General features: G+C 72.4%; 16 protein-coding genes and 1 tRNA gene. 16 read left to right on the forward strand and 1 reads right to left on the reverse strand.

Features of this window, described 5'->3' with window-relative positions; genetic code table 11:
• Positions 1 to 255 precede the first annotated feature (255 nt).
• Both FS825_RS03985 and FS825_RS03990 read left to right on the forward strand, forming a co-directional pair.
• Positions 256 to 3129: an Rne/Rng family ribonuclease gene (locus FS825_RS03985; RefSeq protein ID WP_144711040.1), complete on the forward strand. Its 2874-nt coding sequence runs from the start codon at positions 256 to 258 to the stop codon at positions 3127 to 3129.
• A gap of 2 nt (positions 3130 to 3131) precedes the next feature.
• Positions 3132 to 4091 (forward strand): hypothetical protein, encoded by a 960-nt coding sequence (locus FS825_RS03990; RefSeq protein WP_144711042.1) that lies wholly within the window; start codon positions 3132 to 3134, stop codon positions 4089 to 4091.
• 165 nt (positions 4092 to 4256) lie between these two features.
• Here FS825_RS03990 and FS825_RS03995 read toward each other — a convergent pair whose 3' ends face one another.
• Complete coding sequence (locus FS825_RS03995; RefSeq protein ID WP_144711044.1) at positions 4257 to 4529, reverse strand: DUF4031 domain-containing protein; 273 nt, start codon at positions 4527 to 4529, stop codon at positions 4257 to 4259.
• A 179-nt stretch (positions 4530 to 4708) separates the two neighbouring features.
• Between FS825_RS03995 and rplU the strand changes: the two genes are divergently transcribed.
• The 14 genes from rplU to FS825_RS04065 all read left to right on the forward strand — a co-directional run bounded on the left by rplU (position 4709) and on the right by FS825_RS04065 (position 17458).
• Entirely contained in the window at positions 4709 to 5017 is a 309-nt protein-coding gene (gene rplU / locus FS825_RS04000) for a 50S ribosomal protein L21 (protein WP_144711046.1), read from the forward strand.
• Between the two features lie 14 nt (positions 5018 to 5031).
• The gene (gene rpmA, locus FS825_RS04005) at positions 5032 to 5283 is read left to right on the forward strand and encodes a 50S ribosomal protein L27 (RefSeq protein WP_065960235.1); all 252 of its coding nucleotides are present in this window, start codon (positions 5032 to 5034) and stop codon (positions 5281 to 5283) included.
• 111 nt (positions 5284 to 5394) lie between these two features.
• Entirely contained in the window at positions 5395 to 6933 is a 1539-nt protein-coding gene (obgE, locus tag FS825_RS04010) for a GTPase ObgE (protein WP_144711048.1), read from the forward strand.
• Between the two features lie 7 nt (positions 6934 to 6940).
• Complete coding sequence (gene proB, locus FS825_RS04015; RefSeq protein ID WP_260980999.1) at positions 6941 to 7759, forward strand: glutamate 5-kinase; 819 nt, start codon at positions 6941 to 6943, stop codon at positions 7757 to 7759.
• Positions 7760 to 8007: 248 nt separating this feature from the next.
• A complete protein-coding gene (locus FS825_RS04020) occupies positions 8008 to 9273 on the forward strand; it encodes a glutamate-5-semialdehyde dehydrogenase (RefSeq protein ID WP_144711050.1) in 1266 nt (421 codons plus the stop codon).
• A gap of 42 nt (positions 9274 to 9315) precedes the next feature.
• On the forward strand, positions 9316 to 9516 hold the full coding sequence (locus FS825_RS04025; protein ID WP_079238598.1) for a hypothetical protein: 201 nt from the start codon (positions 9316 to 9318) through the stop codon (positions 9514 to 9516).
• Positions 9517 to 9527: 11 nt separating this feature from the next.
• The gene (nadD, locus tag FS825_RS04030; RefSeq protein WP_144711052.1) at positions 9528 to 10127 is read left to right on the forward strand and encodes a nicotinate-nucleotide adenylyltransferase; all 600 of its coding nucleotides are present in this window, start codon (positions 9528 to 9530) and stop codon (positions 10125 to 10127) included.
• On the forward strand, positions 10124 to 11602 hold the full coding sequence (locus tag FS825_RS04035) for a hypothetical protein (protein WP_144711054.1): 1479 nt from the start codon (positions 10124 to 10126) through the stop codon (positions 11600 to 11602). The genes nadD and FS825_RS04035 overlap by 4 nt, the downstream gene beginning before the upstream one ends.
• 121 nt (positions 11603 to 11723) lie before the next feature.
• The gene (rsfS, locus tag FS825_RS04040; RefSeq protein ID WP_144711056.1) at positions 11724 to 12098 is read left to right on the forward strand and encodes a ribosome silencing factor; all 375 of its coding nucleotides are present in this window, start codon (positions 11724 to 11726) and stop codon (positions 12096 to 12098) included.
• Between the two features lie 117 nt (positions 12099 to 12215).
• A tRNA-Ala gene (locus tag FS825_RS04045) sits at positions 12216 to 12291 on the forward strand.
• A gap of 86 nt (positions 12292 to 12377) precedes the next feature.
• Complete coding sequence (locus FS825_RS04050) at positions 12378 to 13301, forward strand: aldose 1-epimerase family protein (protein ID WP_186377056.1); 924 nt, start codon at positions 12378 to 12380, stop codon at positions 13299 to 13301.
• A gap of 14 nt (positions 13302 to 13315) precedes the next feature.
• The gene (locus tag FS825_RS04055; protein WP_186377057.1) at positions 13316 to 14800 is read left to right on the forward strand and encodes an anthranilate synthase component I family protein; all 1485 of its coding nucleotides are present in this window, start codon (positions 13316 to 13318) and stop codon (positions 14798 to 14800) included.
• Positions 14801 to 14882: 82 nt separating this feature from the next.
• The gene (locus FS825_RS04060; protein ID WP_260981000.1) at positions 14883 to 15731 is read left to right on the forward strand and encodes a flagellar hook assembly protein FlgD; all 849 of its coding nucleotides are present in this window, start codon (positions 14883 to 14885) and stop codon (positions 15729 to 15731) included.
• Positions 15728 to 17458 carry a DNA polymerase Y family protein gene (locus FS825_RS04065; RefSeq protein ID WP_260981001.1) on the forward strand — a complete coding sequence of 577 codons (1731 nt, stop codon included), beginning with the start codon at positions 15728 to 15730 and terminating at the stop codon, positions 17456 to 17458. The genes FS825_RS04060 and FS825_RS04065 overlap by 4 nt, the downstream gene beginning before the upstream one ends.
• Positions 17459 to 17467 lie beyond the last annotated feature (9 nt).

Below are 17467 nucleotides of genomic sequence, written 5' to 3' on the forward strand. Positions count from 1 at the left end.
CATGTCCCATCCGGCCCTTTCCGGGTGCGGCATGCGATAATCGCTCCAGGTCGTGCGGCCATCCGTACGACGACGAAAGCTTTCCGGGCCCAGCCCGGACGATCAGGTGCGGTGAGAGCGCACCGTGACCGAGCCGCGCACGAGCGCACCGGTCACGAGACAGCGAACGCGGGGGCGTGGTCGCCACCCGCTACAACTACAGAATTCCCGCCGTCCGGATCGGACGCGAGCGGGGTCAAGGAGTGCACCAGGCCCATGGTGGAACAGAACCACGACAACACGAACAACGAAGAAGTCGCACCGAAGCGCCGCACCCGCCTGTTCGGCGGCCGCCGCGCCCGGTCGTCCGGCCAGGAGGCGCGGCTCGACCAGAGCGCTCCGGCTGCGGTCGTCGAGACGGTCGCGCTGACGGACGACACCGTCGCCACGTCCGACCCGGCTCCGCAGGCGTCCGCCGCGGCAGTGGTCGACGCCGAGGTCGACGCGGTCCCGGCGGCGAGCGACGAACCGCACGACGTGAGCACCCTCACCGGCGACCTGCCGGTGGTGGACGTCACCACGCCGTCCGGAGCGAGCGACGAGGCGGCGGTGACCAGCGCCTCCAGTCCGGAGCCCGACACGGAACCGGCCGAGGCGGAGCCGGCCGAGCCGGAGTCGGCCGAGCCGGAGACGCCCGCGGCCGACGAGCCCTTCGTCCCCAAGGCGACGAGCACGCTCAGCCTGATCTTCCACGCCCCGGTCCTGCCGGAGCAGCCGTTCCGGGCACCGCGGGACGACGACGAGGACGACGACGAGCAGGGCGGCGGACGCCGTCGCTCGCGTCGTCGTGGCACGAGCGCCGACCGTGAGGCGCGCGAGCCCCGTGAGCCGCGCGAACCGCGTGAGCCGCGCGACCACCAGGAGCCCCGGCGTCGCGAGGTCGAGTACATCACCGAGCCGCAGCGGATCAAGGGGTCCACCCGGCTCGAGGCGAAGAAGCAGCGCCGTCGCGACGGCCGTGACGCCGGTCGTCGTCGCCAGGTCGTCACCGAGGACGAGTTCCTCGCCCGCCGCGAGAGCGTCGACCGCCAGATGATCGTCCGGTCGAGCTCGTCCACGATCGAGATCGGCGTGCTCGAGGACAACGTCCTCGCCGAGCACTACGTCACGAAGTCGCACAACGTGTCGCTGATCGGCAACGTGTACCTCGGCAAGGTCCAGAACGTCCTGCCCTCGATGGAGGCAGCGTTCGTCGACATCGGCCGGGGGCGCAACGCCGTGCTGTACGCGGGCGAGGTCGACTGGGCCTCGGTCGACACCGGCAACCACGGCCGTCGCATCGAAGCCGCGCTCAAGCCGGGCGACAAGGTCCTCGTGCAGGTCACGAAGGACCCGGTCGGTCACAAGGGCGCCCGCCTCACCAGCCAGGTCTCGCTGCCCGGCCGGTACCTGGTCTACGTGCCGAACGGTTCGATGAACGGCATCTCCCGCAAGCTGCCGGACACCGAGCGTGCGCGGCTCAAGAAGATCCTCAAGGAGGTCCTGCCGGAGCACGCGGGCGTCATCGTCCGCACCGCCGCCGAGGGTGCCACCGAGGACCAGCTGACCCGCGACGTGCAGCGCCTCACCAGCCAGTGGGAGGCCATCCAGAAGAAGGTCGAGCACGGCCAGGCGCCGGTCATGCTCCACTCGGAGCCCGACCTGCTCGTGAAGATCGTCCGCGACGTCTTCAACGAGGACTTCACGAAGCTCATCATCGACGGTGAGTCCGCACGCCAGACGATCGACGAGTACCTCACCGCCGTGGCGCCGGACCTCAAGGACCGCGTCGAGCTGTACGACGGCCCGGACTCGTTCGAGGAGTACCGCCTCAACGAGCAGATCGAGAAGGCGCTGGACCGCAAGGTGTGGCTGCCCTCCGGCGGTTCGCTCGTGATCGACCGCACCGAGGCCATGACCGTCATCGACGTCAACACAGGGAAGTTCGTCGGGTCCGGCGGCAACCTCGAGGAGACCGTGACGAAGAACAACCTCGAGGCCGCCGAGGAGATCGTCCGCCAGCTCCGCCTCCGCGACATCGGCGGCATCATCGTCGTGGACTTCATCGACATGGTGCTCGAGTCGAACCGCGACCTCGTGCTGCGACGCCTCATCGAGTGCCTCAGCCGCGACCGCACGAAGCACCAGGTCGCCGAGGTCACCTCGCTCGGCCTCGTGCAGATGACCCGCAAGAAGATCGGCGTGGGGCTCCGCGAGTCTCTCGACGAGGTCAACGCCAAGGTCAACGACAACAACGCCGACCCCGGTCCCTCGAAGGGTCGGCGCAAGGGCCGCGGGAACGGTGGCACGAACGGCAACGGCAACGGGGGCGGCAACGGCTCCGGGTCGTCGAACGGCGGATCGTCGAACGGGTCGTCCTCGCAGGCGCACCAGATCACCGACGACGTGAAGAACGCGCTGTCCCGGATCGCCGCGTCGACCATCCCGCACGAGGAGCACGACGCCGCGGCCGCTGCGCCGGTGGTGTCGGAAGCTCCTGCGGACGCGTCCGTGGCGCCGGCTTCGTCGTCGAGCGCATCCGACCCGCAGGAGCACGGTGAGCAGCCCGCTGGGTCGAAGCGTCGTCGTCGTCGCGGTGGACGTGGTGCCGGTGCGCCGGAGTCGTCGGGCTCCGGCTCGGGCTCCTCGGCCTCGGCCTCGGGCTCGTCGGCCGCGGAGGTCGTCGAGGCCGCCCCGGAGGCCGCGTCCACGCCGGTGTCGGCGCCGGTCGCTTCGGCGCCGGTCGCTTCGGCGCCCGTCGCTTCCGCGCCGGTCGCTTCGGCGCCGGTCGCTTCTGAGCCCGTCGCGGAGGAGGCTCCGGCGAAGGCCCCGGCGCGCCGCCGGGTCAGCTCGAGCGCGCCGGTGACCCCGACGGAGACCTCGGTCGCGATCCTCGACATCCCGATCGCCGCCGCGAAGCGCGAGCCCCGCAAGGTGAGCGGCGACGCCGAGTCCCTGCTCGACTCCGTGCTGCAGGCGCTCCCGGAGCCGAAGCAGCCCGGCCAGGGCCGTTCCCGGTCGCGCCGGGTGTCCTCGCCGAGCATCAGTGCTCCGGCGACCACCGACGGCGACGCCGGTGACGACGACGGCACCGTGATCCTGGGGGACTGACCATGACGAACGCCGGCGACCCCCGGTCGCAGCAGGACCGAGGGCACTACGGTGCGGGCTGGCCGCAGCCCGCACCGCCGGCGCAGGGGCCCGGGTCGTACGCCGGCGCACCGTACGCCGGCGCACCGTACGGGGCGCGACCGGGCCCGCAGCCGGGGCCGGCGTACGTCGGACCTCCCGCGCCCGCGCGAGCGCCTCGCCCGCCGGCGGACCCCCGGCGGGCGTTCGCCCCGGGTGCTTCGGTCCCGAACACGACCGGCGCACTCATCGCGGTGGTGTCGCTCGTGCTCGTCGAGTTCGTCTCGGGGCTGATCGGCCTGCTCGGGGCATCGCTGGTCGTCCACCCGTTCTCGTCCTACGGCGCCGGCAACAGCCTCGTCGCCGGGTTCGTCACCGGGGTGTTCGCCTCGCCGTTCCCGTTCTACGCCGGGGCGTTCCTCGCCCTCGCGTTCCTCACGCCCATCGACCGGCGGAGTCCGCTGCCGACAGTGCTCCTCCGTGCCGTGCTCGCCGGCGCCGCCGGGACCGTCGCGCTCGCACTCGTCGGGGTCTTCACCGGGTCCTTCAGTGCCGTCCGCTCGGGCGGCGCGCGCATCGTCATCGACGTGATCACCACGCCGCTGCAGAACGGGGTGCCGTTCACCCTGATGCTCCTCGCGACGTCGACCGCGGCGTGGCTGTGGCTCGGGCGTCCACGGGGTGGGCGTCGAGCGGCGGGGGCTCCGGGCACGCCCGGGACCGTCCGACCGGCCGACGCGGTGCCGCCGGCGACCGTGCAGGTGCCGCAGCCGGGGGTGCCCGCGCAGTACCCGGCCGCGCCGCAGTACAGTGCGCCATCGCAGTACGGTGCGCAGCAGTACCCGGCCGCGCCGCAGTACGGTGCGCCGCAGCAGCCGCCTGTGGGGCCCCCTGGCTCCCAGCAGGCACCATCGAACCCGTGGGGACCGCCCGCGCCGCGCTGAGCCGTCAGCGGCGCGCAGCGGCCGTGCGTGCTCCGTCGTCCGGTGCGCCCGTCGTCCGGTGCGCGTCGGTCGTGGGCGACGCGCCGTGGGAGGCGTGGTTCGAGGCGGGGCTGCGCCGCGCCTCCAGTCCGCCGATGCTGGGCGGGGGCGAGCCGCCGGGCGTCCTCAGAAGACGCGCTTGTCCCGCTGCGCGACCCGCAACCCGCTGCCGATGAGGCGGAGGACCAGCTCGCGCCCGGTGACCGCCGTCGCGCCCGCGGCGACCAGTTCGTCGTAGCGCGCGAGGGGCACGTCATAGTGGTCGTGGTCGAACGCACGGCGCGGGATCCCGGCGCGGTCGGCGAAGGCGTGCAGCTCGTCGTATGATGTGTCACTGACGAGGTGCGACCACAGAGTGTCGTGTGCGGGCCACGTCGGCGGGTCGATCATCACGGTCACACGGCAATCGTACGTGTGTCGCCGTTTGACCGAACCTGGGGGCATCGAGTATTCTCGATCCCTGGTGTCAGCGGGCCGTTCTGCCTGCGTCGCCGATCGGGACCGGGCAACCGGGAACCGCTCGTGCAGAAGTGGGCACCCGAGACTTCCCTCAAGCAGAGTTACGTAAGGATTTCCACGTGGTTTACGCAGTAGTGCGCGCCGGCGGCCGTCAGGAGAAGGTCGAGGTCGGCACGATCATCACGATCGACCGTGCCAAGGCCGACGACAAGGGCAACATCGACCTCGCCCCGGTGCTCCTCGTGGACGGTGACAAGATCACGTCGGCGGCTTCCGAGCTCGCCAACGTGACCGTCACCGCCGAGGTGCTCGAGGACCTCCGTGGTCCGAAGGTCGTCATCCAGAAGTTCAAGAACAAGACCGGGTACAAGAAGCGTCAGGGTTTCCGCGCTGACCTCACCCGCGTCAAGATCACCTCGATCGCGTAAGGCGGGAGTAGAAGATGGCACACAAGAAGGGTGCGAGCTCCACTCGCAACGGTCGTGACTCGAACGCCCAGCGCCTCGGCGTGAAGCGGTTCGGTGGCCAGGTCGTCAACGCCGGTGAGATCATCCTCCGCCAGCGTGGCACCCACTTCCACCCGGGCGCCAACGTCGGCCGCGGTGGCGACGACACGCTGTTCGCCCTCTCGGCCGGTGCGGTCGAGTTCGGCACCAAGGGCGGCCGCAAGGTCGTCAACATCGTCGCTGCGTAAGCGTCGATCCTCAACCTGCACACCCGGGCGACTGCCCGGGTGAGCGTCGGGAGGGGCGGGCCGAGTGCCCGCCCCTCCCGTTCTTTTTCGCAACACTCAGGAGTTGGACCCATGGCGACCTTCGTCGACCGCGTGACCCTGCACCTCACTGCGGGGAACGGCGGCAACGGCTGCGTGTCGGTCCGCCGTGAGAAGTTCAAGCCCCTCGCCGGCCCGGACGGCGGCAACGGCGGTGACGGTGGCGACATCGTGCTCGTCGCCGACCCGCAGGTGACGACCCTCCTCGGGTACCACCGGTCCCCGCACCGTTCCTCGAAGAACGGCCAGCCGGGGATGGGCGACCACCGCAGCGGCACCAGCGGGGAGACCCTCGAGCTGCCGCTGCCGATCGGCACCGTCGTGTACGACGAGGACGGCGAGGTCCTCGCCGACCTCACCGAACCCGGCATGCGCGTCGTGATCGCCCCCGGCGGCCAGGGTGGCCTCGGCAACGCGGCGCTCGCCACCACGAAGCGCAAGGCCCCCGGCTTCGCGCTCCTCGGCACCCAGGGCTGGGCGGGCGACGTCAGCCTCGAGCTGAAGACGATCGCCGACGTCGCGCTCGTCGGGTTCCCGAGCGCCGGCAAGTCCTCGCTCATCGCCGCGGTCTCCGCAGCGAAGCCGAAGATCGCCGACTACCCGTTCACGACCCTCACGCCGAACCTCGGCGTCGTCGAGTCCGGCTCCACCCGCTTCACCGTCGCCGACGTCCCCGGTCTCATCGAGGGCGCCTCGGAGGGCAAGGGCCTCGGCCTCGAGTTCCTCCGCCACGTCGAGCGCTGCGAAGCCCTGCTGCACGTCATCGACTGCGCCACGCTCGACCCCGGCCGTGACCCGATCAGCGACCTCGACGTCATCCTCGGCGAGCTCGAGCGCTACCCGGTGCCCGAGGGCCAGGTGCCGCTGCTCGAGCGCCCGCAGATGATCGCGCTCAACAAGATCGACGTCCCAGAGGGCGCCGAACTCGCCGAGTTCGTCACGCCCGAGCTCGAAGCGCGCGGCTACCGCGTCTTCCCGATCTCGACCGCGTCCCGCAAGGGCCTGCGCGAGCTGACGTTCGCGCTGGCCGACGTCGTGGAGCAGGCACGCGCCTCCCGTGCGGCGGAGCCGGTCGTCGAACGCATCGTCCTCCGCCCGAAGGCGGTCGACGAGAAGCCGTTCACGATCCGCGCGGAGGGCGGCGAGGAGCACCGCTTCTACCGCATCCGTGGCTCGAAGCCCGAGCGCTGGGTCCAGCAGACCGACTTCACCAACGAAGAGGCGATCGGCTACCTCGCCGACCGCCTGGCGAAGCTCGGCGTCGAGGACGGCCTGTTCAAGGCCGGAGCCGTCGCCGGGTCCACCGTCGTCATCGGCGGCGACGGCGGGACGATCTTCGACTGGGAGCCGACGCTCACCTCGACCGCCGAGCTCATCACGAGCGCCCGCGGCACCGACTCGCGCGTCGGGGGCAGCTCGCGCCCGACCCGCAACGAGCGCCGCGAGGACTACTTCGAGCGCATGGACGCCAAGGCCGCCGCGCGCGCCGAACTCGAAGAGGAACGCATCGCCGGACTGTGGGCGGACGACGACGTGTCCGACGCTGCCGCCGACCGGGACGACAGGGACTGACCGCAGCATGACCGACACGACCGCCCGCACGGACCTCGGACCCGTCACCTCGCGCGAGGACATCCCGCGAGCCAGACGGATCGTGGTCAAGGTCGGGTCGTCGTCGGTCAGTGGTAACAACACCGGGCAGATCGCGCCGCTCGTCGACGCCCTCGCGGCCGCACACGCCCGGGGGACCGAGGTGGTGCTGGTCTCCTCCGGCGCGATCGCCACGGGCTTCCCGTTCCTCGGACTCGAGGGTCGCCCGGACGACCTCGCCACCCAGCAGGCAGCCGCCGCGACCGGGCAGAACGTCCTGATGTTCCGGTACCAGAAGGAACTCGACCGGCACGCGGTCGTCGCCGCGCAGATCCTCCTCACCGCGGGGGACCTGCAGAACCCCACCCACCGGGTGAACGCGCAGCGCGCCATCGACCGGCTGCTCGCGCTCCGGGTGCTGCCCATCGTCAACGAGAACGACACCGTGGCCACGCACGAGATCCGGTTCGGTGACAACGACCGGCTCGCGGCGCTCGTGGCGCGACTGCTCGGAGCCGATGCGCTCGTGCTCCTCTCCGACGTGGAGTCGCTGTACACGCGGCCGCCGGAGCAACCAGGGGCGGCGCCGATCGAGCTCGTGCCGTTCGGGGACGAGCTGGCCGGGGTGACCTTCGGGTCGATCGGCTCCGCCGGCGTGGGCACGGGGGGAGCGGGGACGAAGGTCGCTGCTGCTCGGCTCGCGGCGGAGGCGGGGACGTCGGTGCTCGTGACGGCGACGGCGTTGGTCGAGCGGGCGCTCGCGGGGGACCGGGTGGGGACCTGGTTCGAGGCGGCGCCGCGGGCCTGAGGCCGGGGCGGGCTCGGCGGGCCGGGCCGGGCTCGCCGAGCGGGCGATTCACGTCACTCTCGGCGCCTCCCGGCGGCAGGTCGTGCCCGCTCGGCGGAATGCACGCGACGTGTCGTGCCCGTTCGGGGGCTGCGATTCGCACGTGCCGGACGCAGGCTGACTCCTCCACAAGAGACGCGCCTCCAGGCCCTCTCCACAGTCGGGCCGGACGCCCGTCACGCGCCGGTCGCCGCGCCTAGAATCGTGCCATGTCGCTGACCGCACCCGCCCCGACCCTGACCGACAAGCTGGTCGCCGCCCGCGCCGCGTCGTCGGTGCTCGCCACGGCGACGACCGCGGTGAAGGACGCGGCACTCCTCGCGATCGCCGCCGGCGTGCGCACCGCGACGGACGAGATCGTCGCGGCGAACCACGACGACCTCGTCGCGGGCGAGGAAGGCGGTCTGTCCGCCGGGCTCCTCGACCGCCTGCGCCTGGACGCCGCCCGCATCGACGCCCTCGCTGCCGCGGTCGAGCACGTCGTCGGGCTGACCGACCCCGTGGGGGAGCACGTCCGGGGCTCCCGGCTGCCGAACGGACTGCAGCTCACGCAGGTCCGTGTGCCGTTCGGCGTCGTCGGCGCGATCTACGAAGCACGGCCCAACGTCACGGTGGACATCGCGAGCCTGGCGTTGAAGAGCGGCAACGCGGTGGTCCTGCGCGGTGGCTCCGCGGCGGAACACACGAACGCGGTGCTGGTCGCGCGCATCCAGGACGCGGTGGCGTCGGTGGGGCTGCCGCGCGAGCTGGTGCAGACCATCGACGAGTTCGGGCGAGCGGGCGCGACCGAGCTCATGCGTGCGCGCGGGCTGGTCGACGTGCTGATCCCGCGGGGGAGCGCTTCGCTCATCCAGACCGTCGTCACCGAGTCGCAGGTCCCCGTGATCGAGACGGGTGCCGGTGTCGTGCACGTGTTCCTCGACGAGTCCGCGCCGCTCGAGCGCTCGGTCGACATCGTCCTCAACAGCAAGGTGCAGCGACCGAGCGTGTGCAACGCGCTCGAGACGCTCCTCGTGCACGAGCGCGCCGCGGATCGTCTGTTGCCCGTCCTCGCCGACCGACTCCGCGCAGCGGGCGTGACGCTGCGGGGCGACGACGCGACGCGCGTGATCGTGCCCGGCGTACTCCGTGCGACGGACGACGACTGGGCCACCGAGTCGATGGACCTCGACCTGTCGATCCGGGTCGTGCCGGACGTCGACGCCGCGATGGCCCACATCGCCCGCTGGTCGACGCACCACACCGAGTCGATCGTGACGAACGACGTGGACACGGCAGAGCGCTTCCTCGCCGAGGTGGACTCGGCGGTCGTGATGGCGAACGCCTCGACGCGGTTCACCGACGGCGGGGAGTTCGGGTTCGGTGCCGAGGTGGGGATCTCCACGCAGAAACTCCACGCCCGCGGCCCGATGGGGCTCCCTGAACTCACGAGCACCAAGTGGATCGTGCGCGGGCAGGGTCAGATCCGCGGCTAGACTGAGCGGCGACTTCCCCCGACCGAACGGAGCATCGGACACATGACCTTCCTCGCAGAAGCCGCTGAGCACGCCTCCGGGGTGCCCGCGTACGTCTTCCCGCTCGTCGGTGCCCTCTTCTTCGCGTTCCTCGGGTTCGTGACCTGGAGCTTCCGCGACGTGGCCTACCGCCACTCCCAGAAGTTCGAGGCCACCCGCCACCACGAGACGGGTGTCGACGAGTTCGGCCACACCAAGATCTGACCCGCTCCTCCATGCTCGAGAGCACGGGGCGGCCACGCATCGGGGTGATGGGTGGCACGTTCGACCCGATCCACAACGGCCACCTCGTGGCTGCGTCGGAGGTCGCGCGGGCGTTCGACCTCGACGAAGTGGTGTTCGTCCCCACCGGTCAGCCGTACATGAAGTCCGGGGTCACCGACGCCGAACACCGTTACCTCATGACGGTCGTGGCTACGGCGTCGAACCCGATGTTCACCGTCAGCCGCGTCGACATCGACCGGCCCGGCCCGACGTACACGGTCGACACCCTCAAGGACCTGCACGCCCGACGACCGGATGCGCAGCTCGTCTTCATCTCGGGCGCAGACGCCGTCCAGCAGATTGTCGACTGGAAAGACCATGATGGTCTCTGGGACCTCGCGCACTTCGTCGCCGTGACACGTCCAGGACACGCCCTCAGCATCACGGGATTGCCCGAACGCGACGTAAGCTTGCTCGAAGTTCCCGCGCTGGCCATCTCGTCGACCGATTGCCGCGACCGGGTGAGACGTGGTTTCCCCGTGTGGTACTTGGTCCCCGACGGTGTCGTCCAGTACATCTCCAAGCACCATCTGTATCGGAGCGTTGCATGAGTTCGTCCGACGCGCAGCCGCCCCTGTCGCGGCGCCAGGCGCGCGAGCGTGAGCGCGCGGCCGCGGGCGGCGCACAGCCCGTGACGCCGCCGCCGACCGTCGCAGCCCCCGCCGAGCAGCCGGAAGCACGTCGTCGGCCCGGCAGCCACGTCGCACCGGCACCCGGCGCTCCCGCGCAGTCCGCCACGCCGTCGCCGGTGACACCGTCGGCCGCAGCGCTCCCCACGGCCGCGGCAGCGCCCGCGTCGGCGACCGAGATCGTCCCGGGCTCCGGTGGACTCACCCGTCGGCAGATCCGCCAGATGCGTGCTGCCGAGGGTCAGGCGATCCAGCCGGTCCCGCTGCAGAACCCCACGCCGCAATCGTCCGACCGCACCGTGCAGGACGTCATCGGGTCCGTCGACGCGCTCCAGGGCGCGCCCGAGTCCGAGGCCCTGGCGCACGAGTCCTCCGCCGAGCCGCGCGAGCCCGGCGTCGAGACGGTCGTGCTCGACCAGGCGGCGGTTGCCCAGGCCACCGAGGCGGACGGTTCGCCGGACGCCATCGAGCCCCTCGAAGCTGCTGTGGCGCACAGCGAGGAACCCCGTCGGCACCGCTCGACGTGGGCCCCGCCGGACGCCGACGAGCCGGTTGCCGGGGCCTCCGCCGCCGACGTCCCGGCCAGCGACGCTGCGGCACTGCCCGACGCTGCGGCACTGCCCGACGCTGCGGCATCGTCCGACGCCGCGGCTGACGCAGCCGCCGCCACTGCCGGCACCGCCGCGCCCGCCGGTACTGCAACTGCTGCCGGCACCCCGGCTGCCGCTCCGATCGCGCCCTCGACGCCCGCCGTCTTCCCGCTCTCGCTGGACGAGGACGACACGAACGAGGTGCCCGTCCAGGCCCCCGAGCCCGCGCGCCCGGTCTCCGCGCCGACGTCCTCGCCCCGTTCCGACGACGCGCCTCGGCTGCCGGCGGCGTTCCAGCGTCCGCCCGAGCCGAAGCCGATCACCACGGCGTTCGAGCCGCCCGTCGGACACTGGTCGCAGCAGGCACACGACTCGAACGACACCGAGATCCACGACGAGGAGACCGGCACGCGTCGCGTCGCCGTGACGAACACGAACGCGATCATCCTGCCCAACTCGGCGCTGGCTGACCCGACCGGGGCGCTGAACGCCACGGGCGAGGTCATCCTCACGGGCTCGATCGACCTTCCCGCGTCGCTGTCGTCCACCGGTTCGCACCGGCCGATCGACGGCGCCGAGGTCGACCGGCTGCTCGAGCAGCACGACGAACAGCCCGAGACGGACGCCAGCCCGGTCCGTGCGAGCCGTGCGGTGTCGAGCCACACCTCGACCCGGCAGGTGGTGCTCGCAGCCGCGAAGCCGAAGGAGTCGCGCACGCCCGTCATCCTCGGGGTGACGGTCGGCGCCGTCGGCATCGCCGCCGCGGCGGTCATCATCGTGGCGCTCATCACCACCCACACGTTCTGACACACGGGAACCCGAGCACCAGCACCTCCGCCGCGGCCTGGCCGCTGTCGGTGGCGTGGCTTATGATCGGGACCCATCAAGCGATCCGGCACAGCGTCGGGTCGACGACCGGAAGGAATCCGTGACCGCCTCCTCACGCGCACTGGAACTCGTGCAGATCGCCGCCCAGGCGGCTGACGCCAAGCAGGCCGAAGACCTCGTCGCTCTCGACGTGACCGGGCCGCTGCAGCTCACCGACGTGTTCCTGCTCGCGACCGGTCGGAACGAGCGCAACGTGCTCGCCATCGCGGACGAGCTCGAAGAGCGCCTCCTCGAAGCCGGGGCGAAGCCGCTCCGTCGTGAAGGTCGGAGCGAGGGCCGCTGGGTCCTCATCGACTTCGGTGACATCGTCGTGCACGTCTTCCACGAAGAAGACCGTCAGTACTACTCGCTCGAGCGTCTCTGGTCGGACTGCCCGACCATCCCGCTCGAGCTCCCGGTGGACCACACCGCGTAGTCGCGACTCGCCCGGGTGGCGGTGCCGATTTCGTCACCGGGCGTTCGCGTGGTGTACGCTTCTGTGGTGCCTCCGGTGAACGGAGGAACACTGAAGTCGGTGACAACACCACTCTTCGGGTCTGTGGCGCAGCTGGTAGCGCACCTGCATGGCATGCAGGGGGTCAGGGGTTCGAGTCCCCTCAGATCCACCACCACCCCCGCGGTTCCCCGGAACTGCGGGGGTTTCTGCGTTCCAGTGACCGCCGGAGCGTCGCGTCGATCCCGGTACGCTGAGCCCATGAGCAACGACGCCCCTCTCTCCGGTTCCGCCCTGACGATCACCGCCGGCGGGTACACAGCGGAGCTCGCGTCCGTCGGGGCTACGCTGCGGACGCTCCGGTTCGAAGGACGTGACCTCGTGGTCCCGTTCGACGCGGACGAGGTCCGACCGGCGTTCCGCGGCGCCGTCCTCGCACCGTGGCCGAACCGGGTCGTCGACGGCACGTACACGTTCGGAGGCGCCGAGTACGAACTCGCGCTCACGGAACCGAAGCGGCACCACGCCCTGCACGGCCTCGTCGCGTGGACCGACTTCCGTACGGTCGCGCACGAGCCGGACCGCGCCGTCCTCGCCACGACGGTGCCGGCGCAGGCCGGGTACCCGTTCCGCGTCGACGTCACGGTCGAGTACCGCGTCGACGCCGACGGCCTGCACACCACGATCACCGGTACCAACACGGGGTCGGATGCGGCGCCGTGGGGGACCGGCCCGCACCCGTACCTCGTCGGCGGTGCCGGCCGGGTGGACGACTGGACGCTGACGCTCCCCGCCGCCGAGGTGCTCGAGGTCACCGACGACCGGCTCATCCCCACGGGACTCGCGCCGGTCCACGACGAGTTCGACCTGCGCACCGCGACCCTGATCGGCGACCGGTTCATCGACCACGCCTTCACCGGGTTCGACCGGGACGCCGACGGCATCGCGACGATCGTGCTCACGGCCGCCGACGGTCACGGGGTCCGGGCTTCGTTCGGCCCGGAGTGCGGGTGGGCGCAGGTGCACACCGCCGACCACGTCGTCCCCGAGTACCACCGGGCCGGCCTCGCGGTCGAGCCGATGACCTGCGCGCCGGACGCCTTCAACGCCGGCGCGGACGCTGGGCTCGTCGTGATCGAGCCGGGTTCGTCGTCGGCGGCCTCGTGGACGATCGCGGCCGTCTGACGCCACGACCCGCCGTGAGGGTCGAAGTCCGACGTCTGCGCGCCACGCCGGACCTGGGCACACTGACCGCGGCAACAGCGTCCGACGTCGTCTGGCTCGACTCGTCACTGCCGTCCGGGTCGCCGGCCCCGGCGCACGCGCGTGCCCGGTGGTCGGTGCTCGCGCTGACCGACGGTCCGTTCGCGGCGCGGTTCCGGCACGAGGGGCGACGAGCGTTCCTCGACGTGGCCCCGGCGTCGCGCGGCTGGTTCGCGCCGATCGACACCGCCGGGGACCGTCCGGCGTTCGACGTCCTCGCCGACCTGCTCGCGCGCACGCCGTCGGTCCCGGAACCGCTCCCGGGCTGCGGGTTCGCGCTCGGCTGGGTCGGGTTCCTCGGGTACGAGCTCGGCCGCGAGTCCGGGGGCGCCGACCGCACGGCCGACGGGCACGCGGACGCCGACCTACGGTTCACCGACCGCGCGGTGGTCGTCGAAGAAGGCGGCGCCGCCTGGGCGCTCGCCCTGGTGGCGGACGCAGAACCGGCGGCCAGCGCGGCGAACCGGGCATGGCTCGAGACGGTGACCGCCCCGGCACCGTCGGCCGACGTCGTCGACGCGCCCCCGTTCCTCCAGGCCGGTGCGGAGGCGACCGGTCGCGTCACGCGCGCCGCGTACGAGTCAGCGGTCGACGCGTGCCGCGCGGAGATCCGCGCGGGCAACGCGTTCCAGGTCTGCCTCACCACCGCCTTCGCGGTGCGAGCGGTCCGGGAGGCGCGGGTCGACCCCGGTACGGACCCGCACCTGGCCGAGTACGTGCGTCTCCGAGCGCTGGACCCCGTCCCGTTCGGCGCCTACTTGCGGCTCGGTCCGCTGCGCGTCGCGAGCCGGTCCCCGGAACGGTTCCTGCGGATCGATGCGTCCGGTGCGGTGTCCGCCGAGCCGATCAAGGGCACGCGGCGACGCTCCGACGACCCTGTGGAGGACGAAGCGGTCCGCGCGGAACTCGCCGCGAGCGCGAAGGACCGCGCCGAGAACGTGATGATCGTCGACCTGCTCCGGAACGACCTGCTCCGGACCGCGGTGCCCGGGTCGGTGCACGTCGACCGGCTGTGCGACGTCGAGACGTACGCGAGTGTGCACCAGATGGTGTCGACCATCGGTGCGGTGCTGCCGGACGGGGTCTCGCGGGCGGCCGTCATGCGTGCCGCGTTCCCGCCCGGGTCGATGACCGGCGCACCGAAGATCAGTGCCATGGCCATCGCGGATCGGCTCGAGGACGCGCCTCGCGGGGTGTACTCGGGGGTGATCGGGTACTTCTCGGCCAGTGGCGCGGTCGATCTGTCGGTGGCGATCCGCACACTGGTGACGGTCGTCGACGCCCGGGGCTCGGTCCGGTCGCGGACGTTCGGTGCCGGCGGTGCGGTGACGTGGTCGTCGGTGGCGGCGGACGAGGCGGACGAGGTCGAGACGAAGACGCGCTCGGTGCTCGCCGGGGTGGGGGCCGTCGCCCGCTGGTGACGGCACTCGGCTCCCTCCACAGGCAGCCGATCTGGTGCTCGCACGGCGTGTCGAACGCGTGTTCGAAGCAACTGTCCACAGGATGTCGGACCCGATTGACATCATCGAACACATGTTCGAATATGAGGGCATGCAGACGGCGGCAGCACTCCGATCGCCCGGGGCCCCACAGGGGTCGACCGGGCGGTCCGGCGCTGCCCGCCCGGTCCGTCGGGTCGACCACCTGGGGGACGCCCAGGCTGCCCTCGAACGGATCACCTCGCTGCGGTCGCGGGTCGCCGAGATGGAGTCCACCCGCGTCGACACCGAAGGGCTCCCGACCGCGGAAGCGCTCGCGCCACTCCTGCCCGGCGGTGCGATCCGGGTGGGCGGGTCCTACGCCGTGCAGGAATCCGTGCTCCTCGCGATGACGATGCTGCAGGCCGCCTCGGCTGCGGGCGCCTGGTGCGCGGTCGTGGGCGTGCCGTCCTTCGGGGTCGAAGCGGCCGCAGCGGCGGGCATCGACCTCGAACGGCTCGTGCTCGTCCCGGACCCGGGCGACCAGTGGCTCACCGTGACCGCGGCGCTGGCGGACGTGGCGCAGATCGTCCTCACCCGACCCCTCGGGCGCGTGGTGCCCGGCGACGTCTCCCGGTTGTCGGCACGGCTGCGGCAGCGGGGCGGCGCGCTGGTCGCCCTCGGGTCGTGGCCGGGTGCTGACGTCACGCTGCGGGTGACGTCGTCCGAGTGGAGCGGCATCGGCGACGGCCACGGGTTCCTCACGGAACGACGGGTCACGGTCTCGGCGGCGGGGCGAGCCGGCGCGGGGCGTCCGGTCGACGCCGAGCTGCTGCTGCCCGCGGCGGACGGCACGGTGCGGGCCGCCGTTCCCGCGACTGCCGCTGCCGGCGTCCCGTCGCCGGTGCTGCGTCCCGTGGCGGTGGCGTCGTGAGTCCCCGTGGGCGCGGCCGGACCCGGACGTCCGGGTCCCGCGTCACCGGGGCACTCGCCGGGTCGCGCGGCCCGGGTGGGACGCTCGGTGGTGCCGGCGTGCCCGACGCTCGGGCGATCCGTGCCGACGCGCTCGCCCGTGGCGGTGCCCTGCCCGAGCCGCCACCGACCCGGACCATCGTGCTGTGGTGTCCGGACTGGCCGGTGATCGCTGCCGCCCGTGCTGCGGGTGAGCCCCCGGAACGCCCGTTCGCCCTGGTGGTGAAGGGGCAGGTGTACGCCAGCTCCGCCAGCGCTCGGCAGCAGGGCGTCGTCCGCGGCCTCCGCGTCCGCGAAGCGCAGGCCCGCTGCCCCGAGCTCGTGGTGCAGCCCTACGACGACGCCCTCGACCACCGTGCCTTCGAACCGGTCATCCGCGCGGTCGAAGCGGCGGTCCCCGGGGTCGAGGTCCTCCGGCCCGGCACCCTCGCCCTGCGTTCCCGCGGTCCGGCTCGGTACTACGGGGGTGAGCGCGCTGCTGCTGCCACCCTCGCGGGCATCGCCGCGGACCACGGTGCACCCGGGGTCCGTGCCGGGATCGCCGACACCCCCTTCGCGGCCGAACAGGCCGCCCGGGCCCGGCCGGTCCGCCCGGGGGAACGCGTGCGGATCGTGCCCGTCGACGGCTCGGCGCCGTTCCTGTCCGCGTTGCCGCTCGGGGTGCTCGGCGACGCGGACCTCGCGATGCTGCTCGGCCGACTCGGCATCCAGACCCTCGGCGAGTTCGCCGCCCTCAGCGACGAGCAGGTGCGCGACCGGTTCGGTCCGGCGGGCGCGTTCCTGCACCGGCTCGCCGGCGGTCGTGACCCGAGAGAGGTCGCTGCGCGGTCCGTCCCGCCAGAACTCCGGGTGGAAGCGGCGTTCGAACCCCCGCTCGACCGCGCGGACCAGATCGCGTTCGCGTTCCGGCGCACCGCCGACGACTTCGCCGCCCGGCTCCGGGCAGCGGGGCTGGTCGCCACGACGATCCGGGTGGGCATCGTCGACGAGCGGGACATCCTGCTCGAGCGGACGTGGGTGCACCCGCGGTGGTTCGACGCCGCCGACGTGGTCGACCGGGTGCGCTGGCAGCTCACCGGCGGGGTCGACCCGTCCGGGCTGGAAGCGCCCGTGGTCCAGGTGGTGCTCGAACCCGTCGCGGTGGACGACATGGCGAACCACGAGCGGGGACTCTGGGGGACCGGACCCGACGAACGGGTGCACCACGCCCTCGCCCGCGTGCAAGGACTGGTCGGGCACGACGGGGTGGTCACACCGCGGGTCGGCGGTGGTCGCACCCTCGCCGAGCGGGTGGTGCTCGTGCCGTGGGGAGACGCCCCCGTCGGCGGCGAGCGTGCCCTGGCGACCGTCCGTGACCGCCCGTGGCCCGGCAAGCTGCCCGGGCCGCCTCCGGCGACCGTGCTCGACCGGCCCCGCCCGGTGGACGTCGTCGCCGCGGACGGCGGCACCGTCGACGTCGACGACCGCGGTGCGCTGACCGGTGTGCCGGAACGGTTCCGGGCCGAAGGCGAGCGCGGGGGCCGGTTCGGCTCCGTGACCGCGTGGGCCGGACCATGGCCACTCGTCGTGCGCTGGTGGGAAGCCGGGGGCCGACGGCTCCACCGACTGCAGCTCGTCGACGCCGACGGTCGTGCGTGGTACCTGGTGCTCGCCGACCACCGCTGGTGGGCCGAAGCGGTGGCGACGTGACGCGCGCGA

The organism is Curtobacterium pusillum (genome assembly GCF_007680845.1).
GTDB lineage: Bacteria > Actinomycetota > Actinomycetes > Actinomycetales > Microbacteriaceae > Curtobacterium > Curtobacterium pusillum_B.

Coding starts and splice junctions, on each gene's coding strand:
- nadD (WP_144711052.1), top strand. CDS start 9,528: ATGCTCGAGAGCACGGGGCGGCCACGCATCGGGGTGATGGGTGGCACG.
- FS825_RS04050 (WP_186377056.1), top strand. CDS start 12,378: ATGAGCAACGACGCCCCTCTCTCCGGTTCCGCCCTGACGATCACCGCC.
- obgE (WP_144711048.1), top strand. CDS start 5,395: ATGGCGACCTTCGTCGACCGCGTGACCCTGCACCTCACTGCGGGGAAC.
- FS825_RS04020 (WP_144711050.1), top strand. CDS start 8,008: ATGTCGCTGACCGCACCCGCCCCGACCCTGACCGACAAGCTGGTCGCC.
- FS825_RS04060 (WP_260981000.1), top strand. CDS start 14,883: ATGTCGGACCCGATTGACATCATCGAACACATGTTCGAATATGAGGGC.
- FS825_RS03985 (WP_144711040.1), top strand. CDS start 256: ATGGTGGAACAGAACCACGACAACACGAACAACGAAGAAGTCGCACCG.
- FS825_RS04025 (WP_079238598.1), top strand. CDS start 9,316: ATGACCTTCCTCGCAGAAGCCGCTGAGCACGCCTCCGGGGTGCCCGCG.
- rpmA (WP_065960235.1), top strand. CDS start 5,032: ATGGCACACAAGAAGGGTGCGAGCTCCACTCGCAACGGTCGTGACTCG.
- proB (WP_260980999.1), top strand. CDS start 6,941: ATGACCGACACGACCGCCCGCACGGACCTCGGACCCGTCACCTCGCGC.
- FS825_RS03990 (WP_144711042.1), top strand. CDS start 3,132: ATGACGAACGCCGGCGACCCCCGGTCGCAGCAGGACCGAGGGCACTAC.
- FS825_RS04035 (WP_144711054.1), top strand. CDS start 10,124: ATGAGTTCGTCCGACGCGCAGCCGCCCCTGTCGCGGCGCCAGGCGCGC.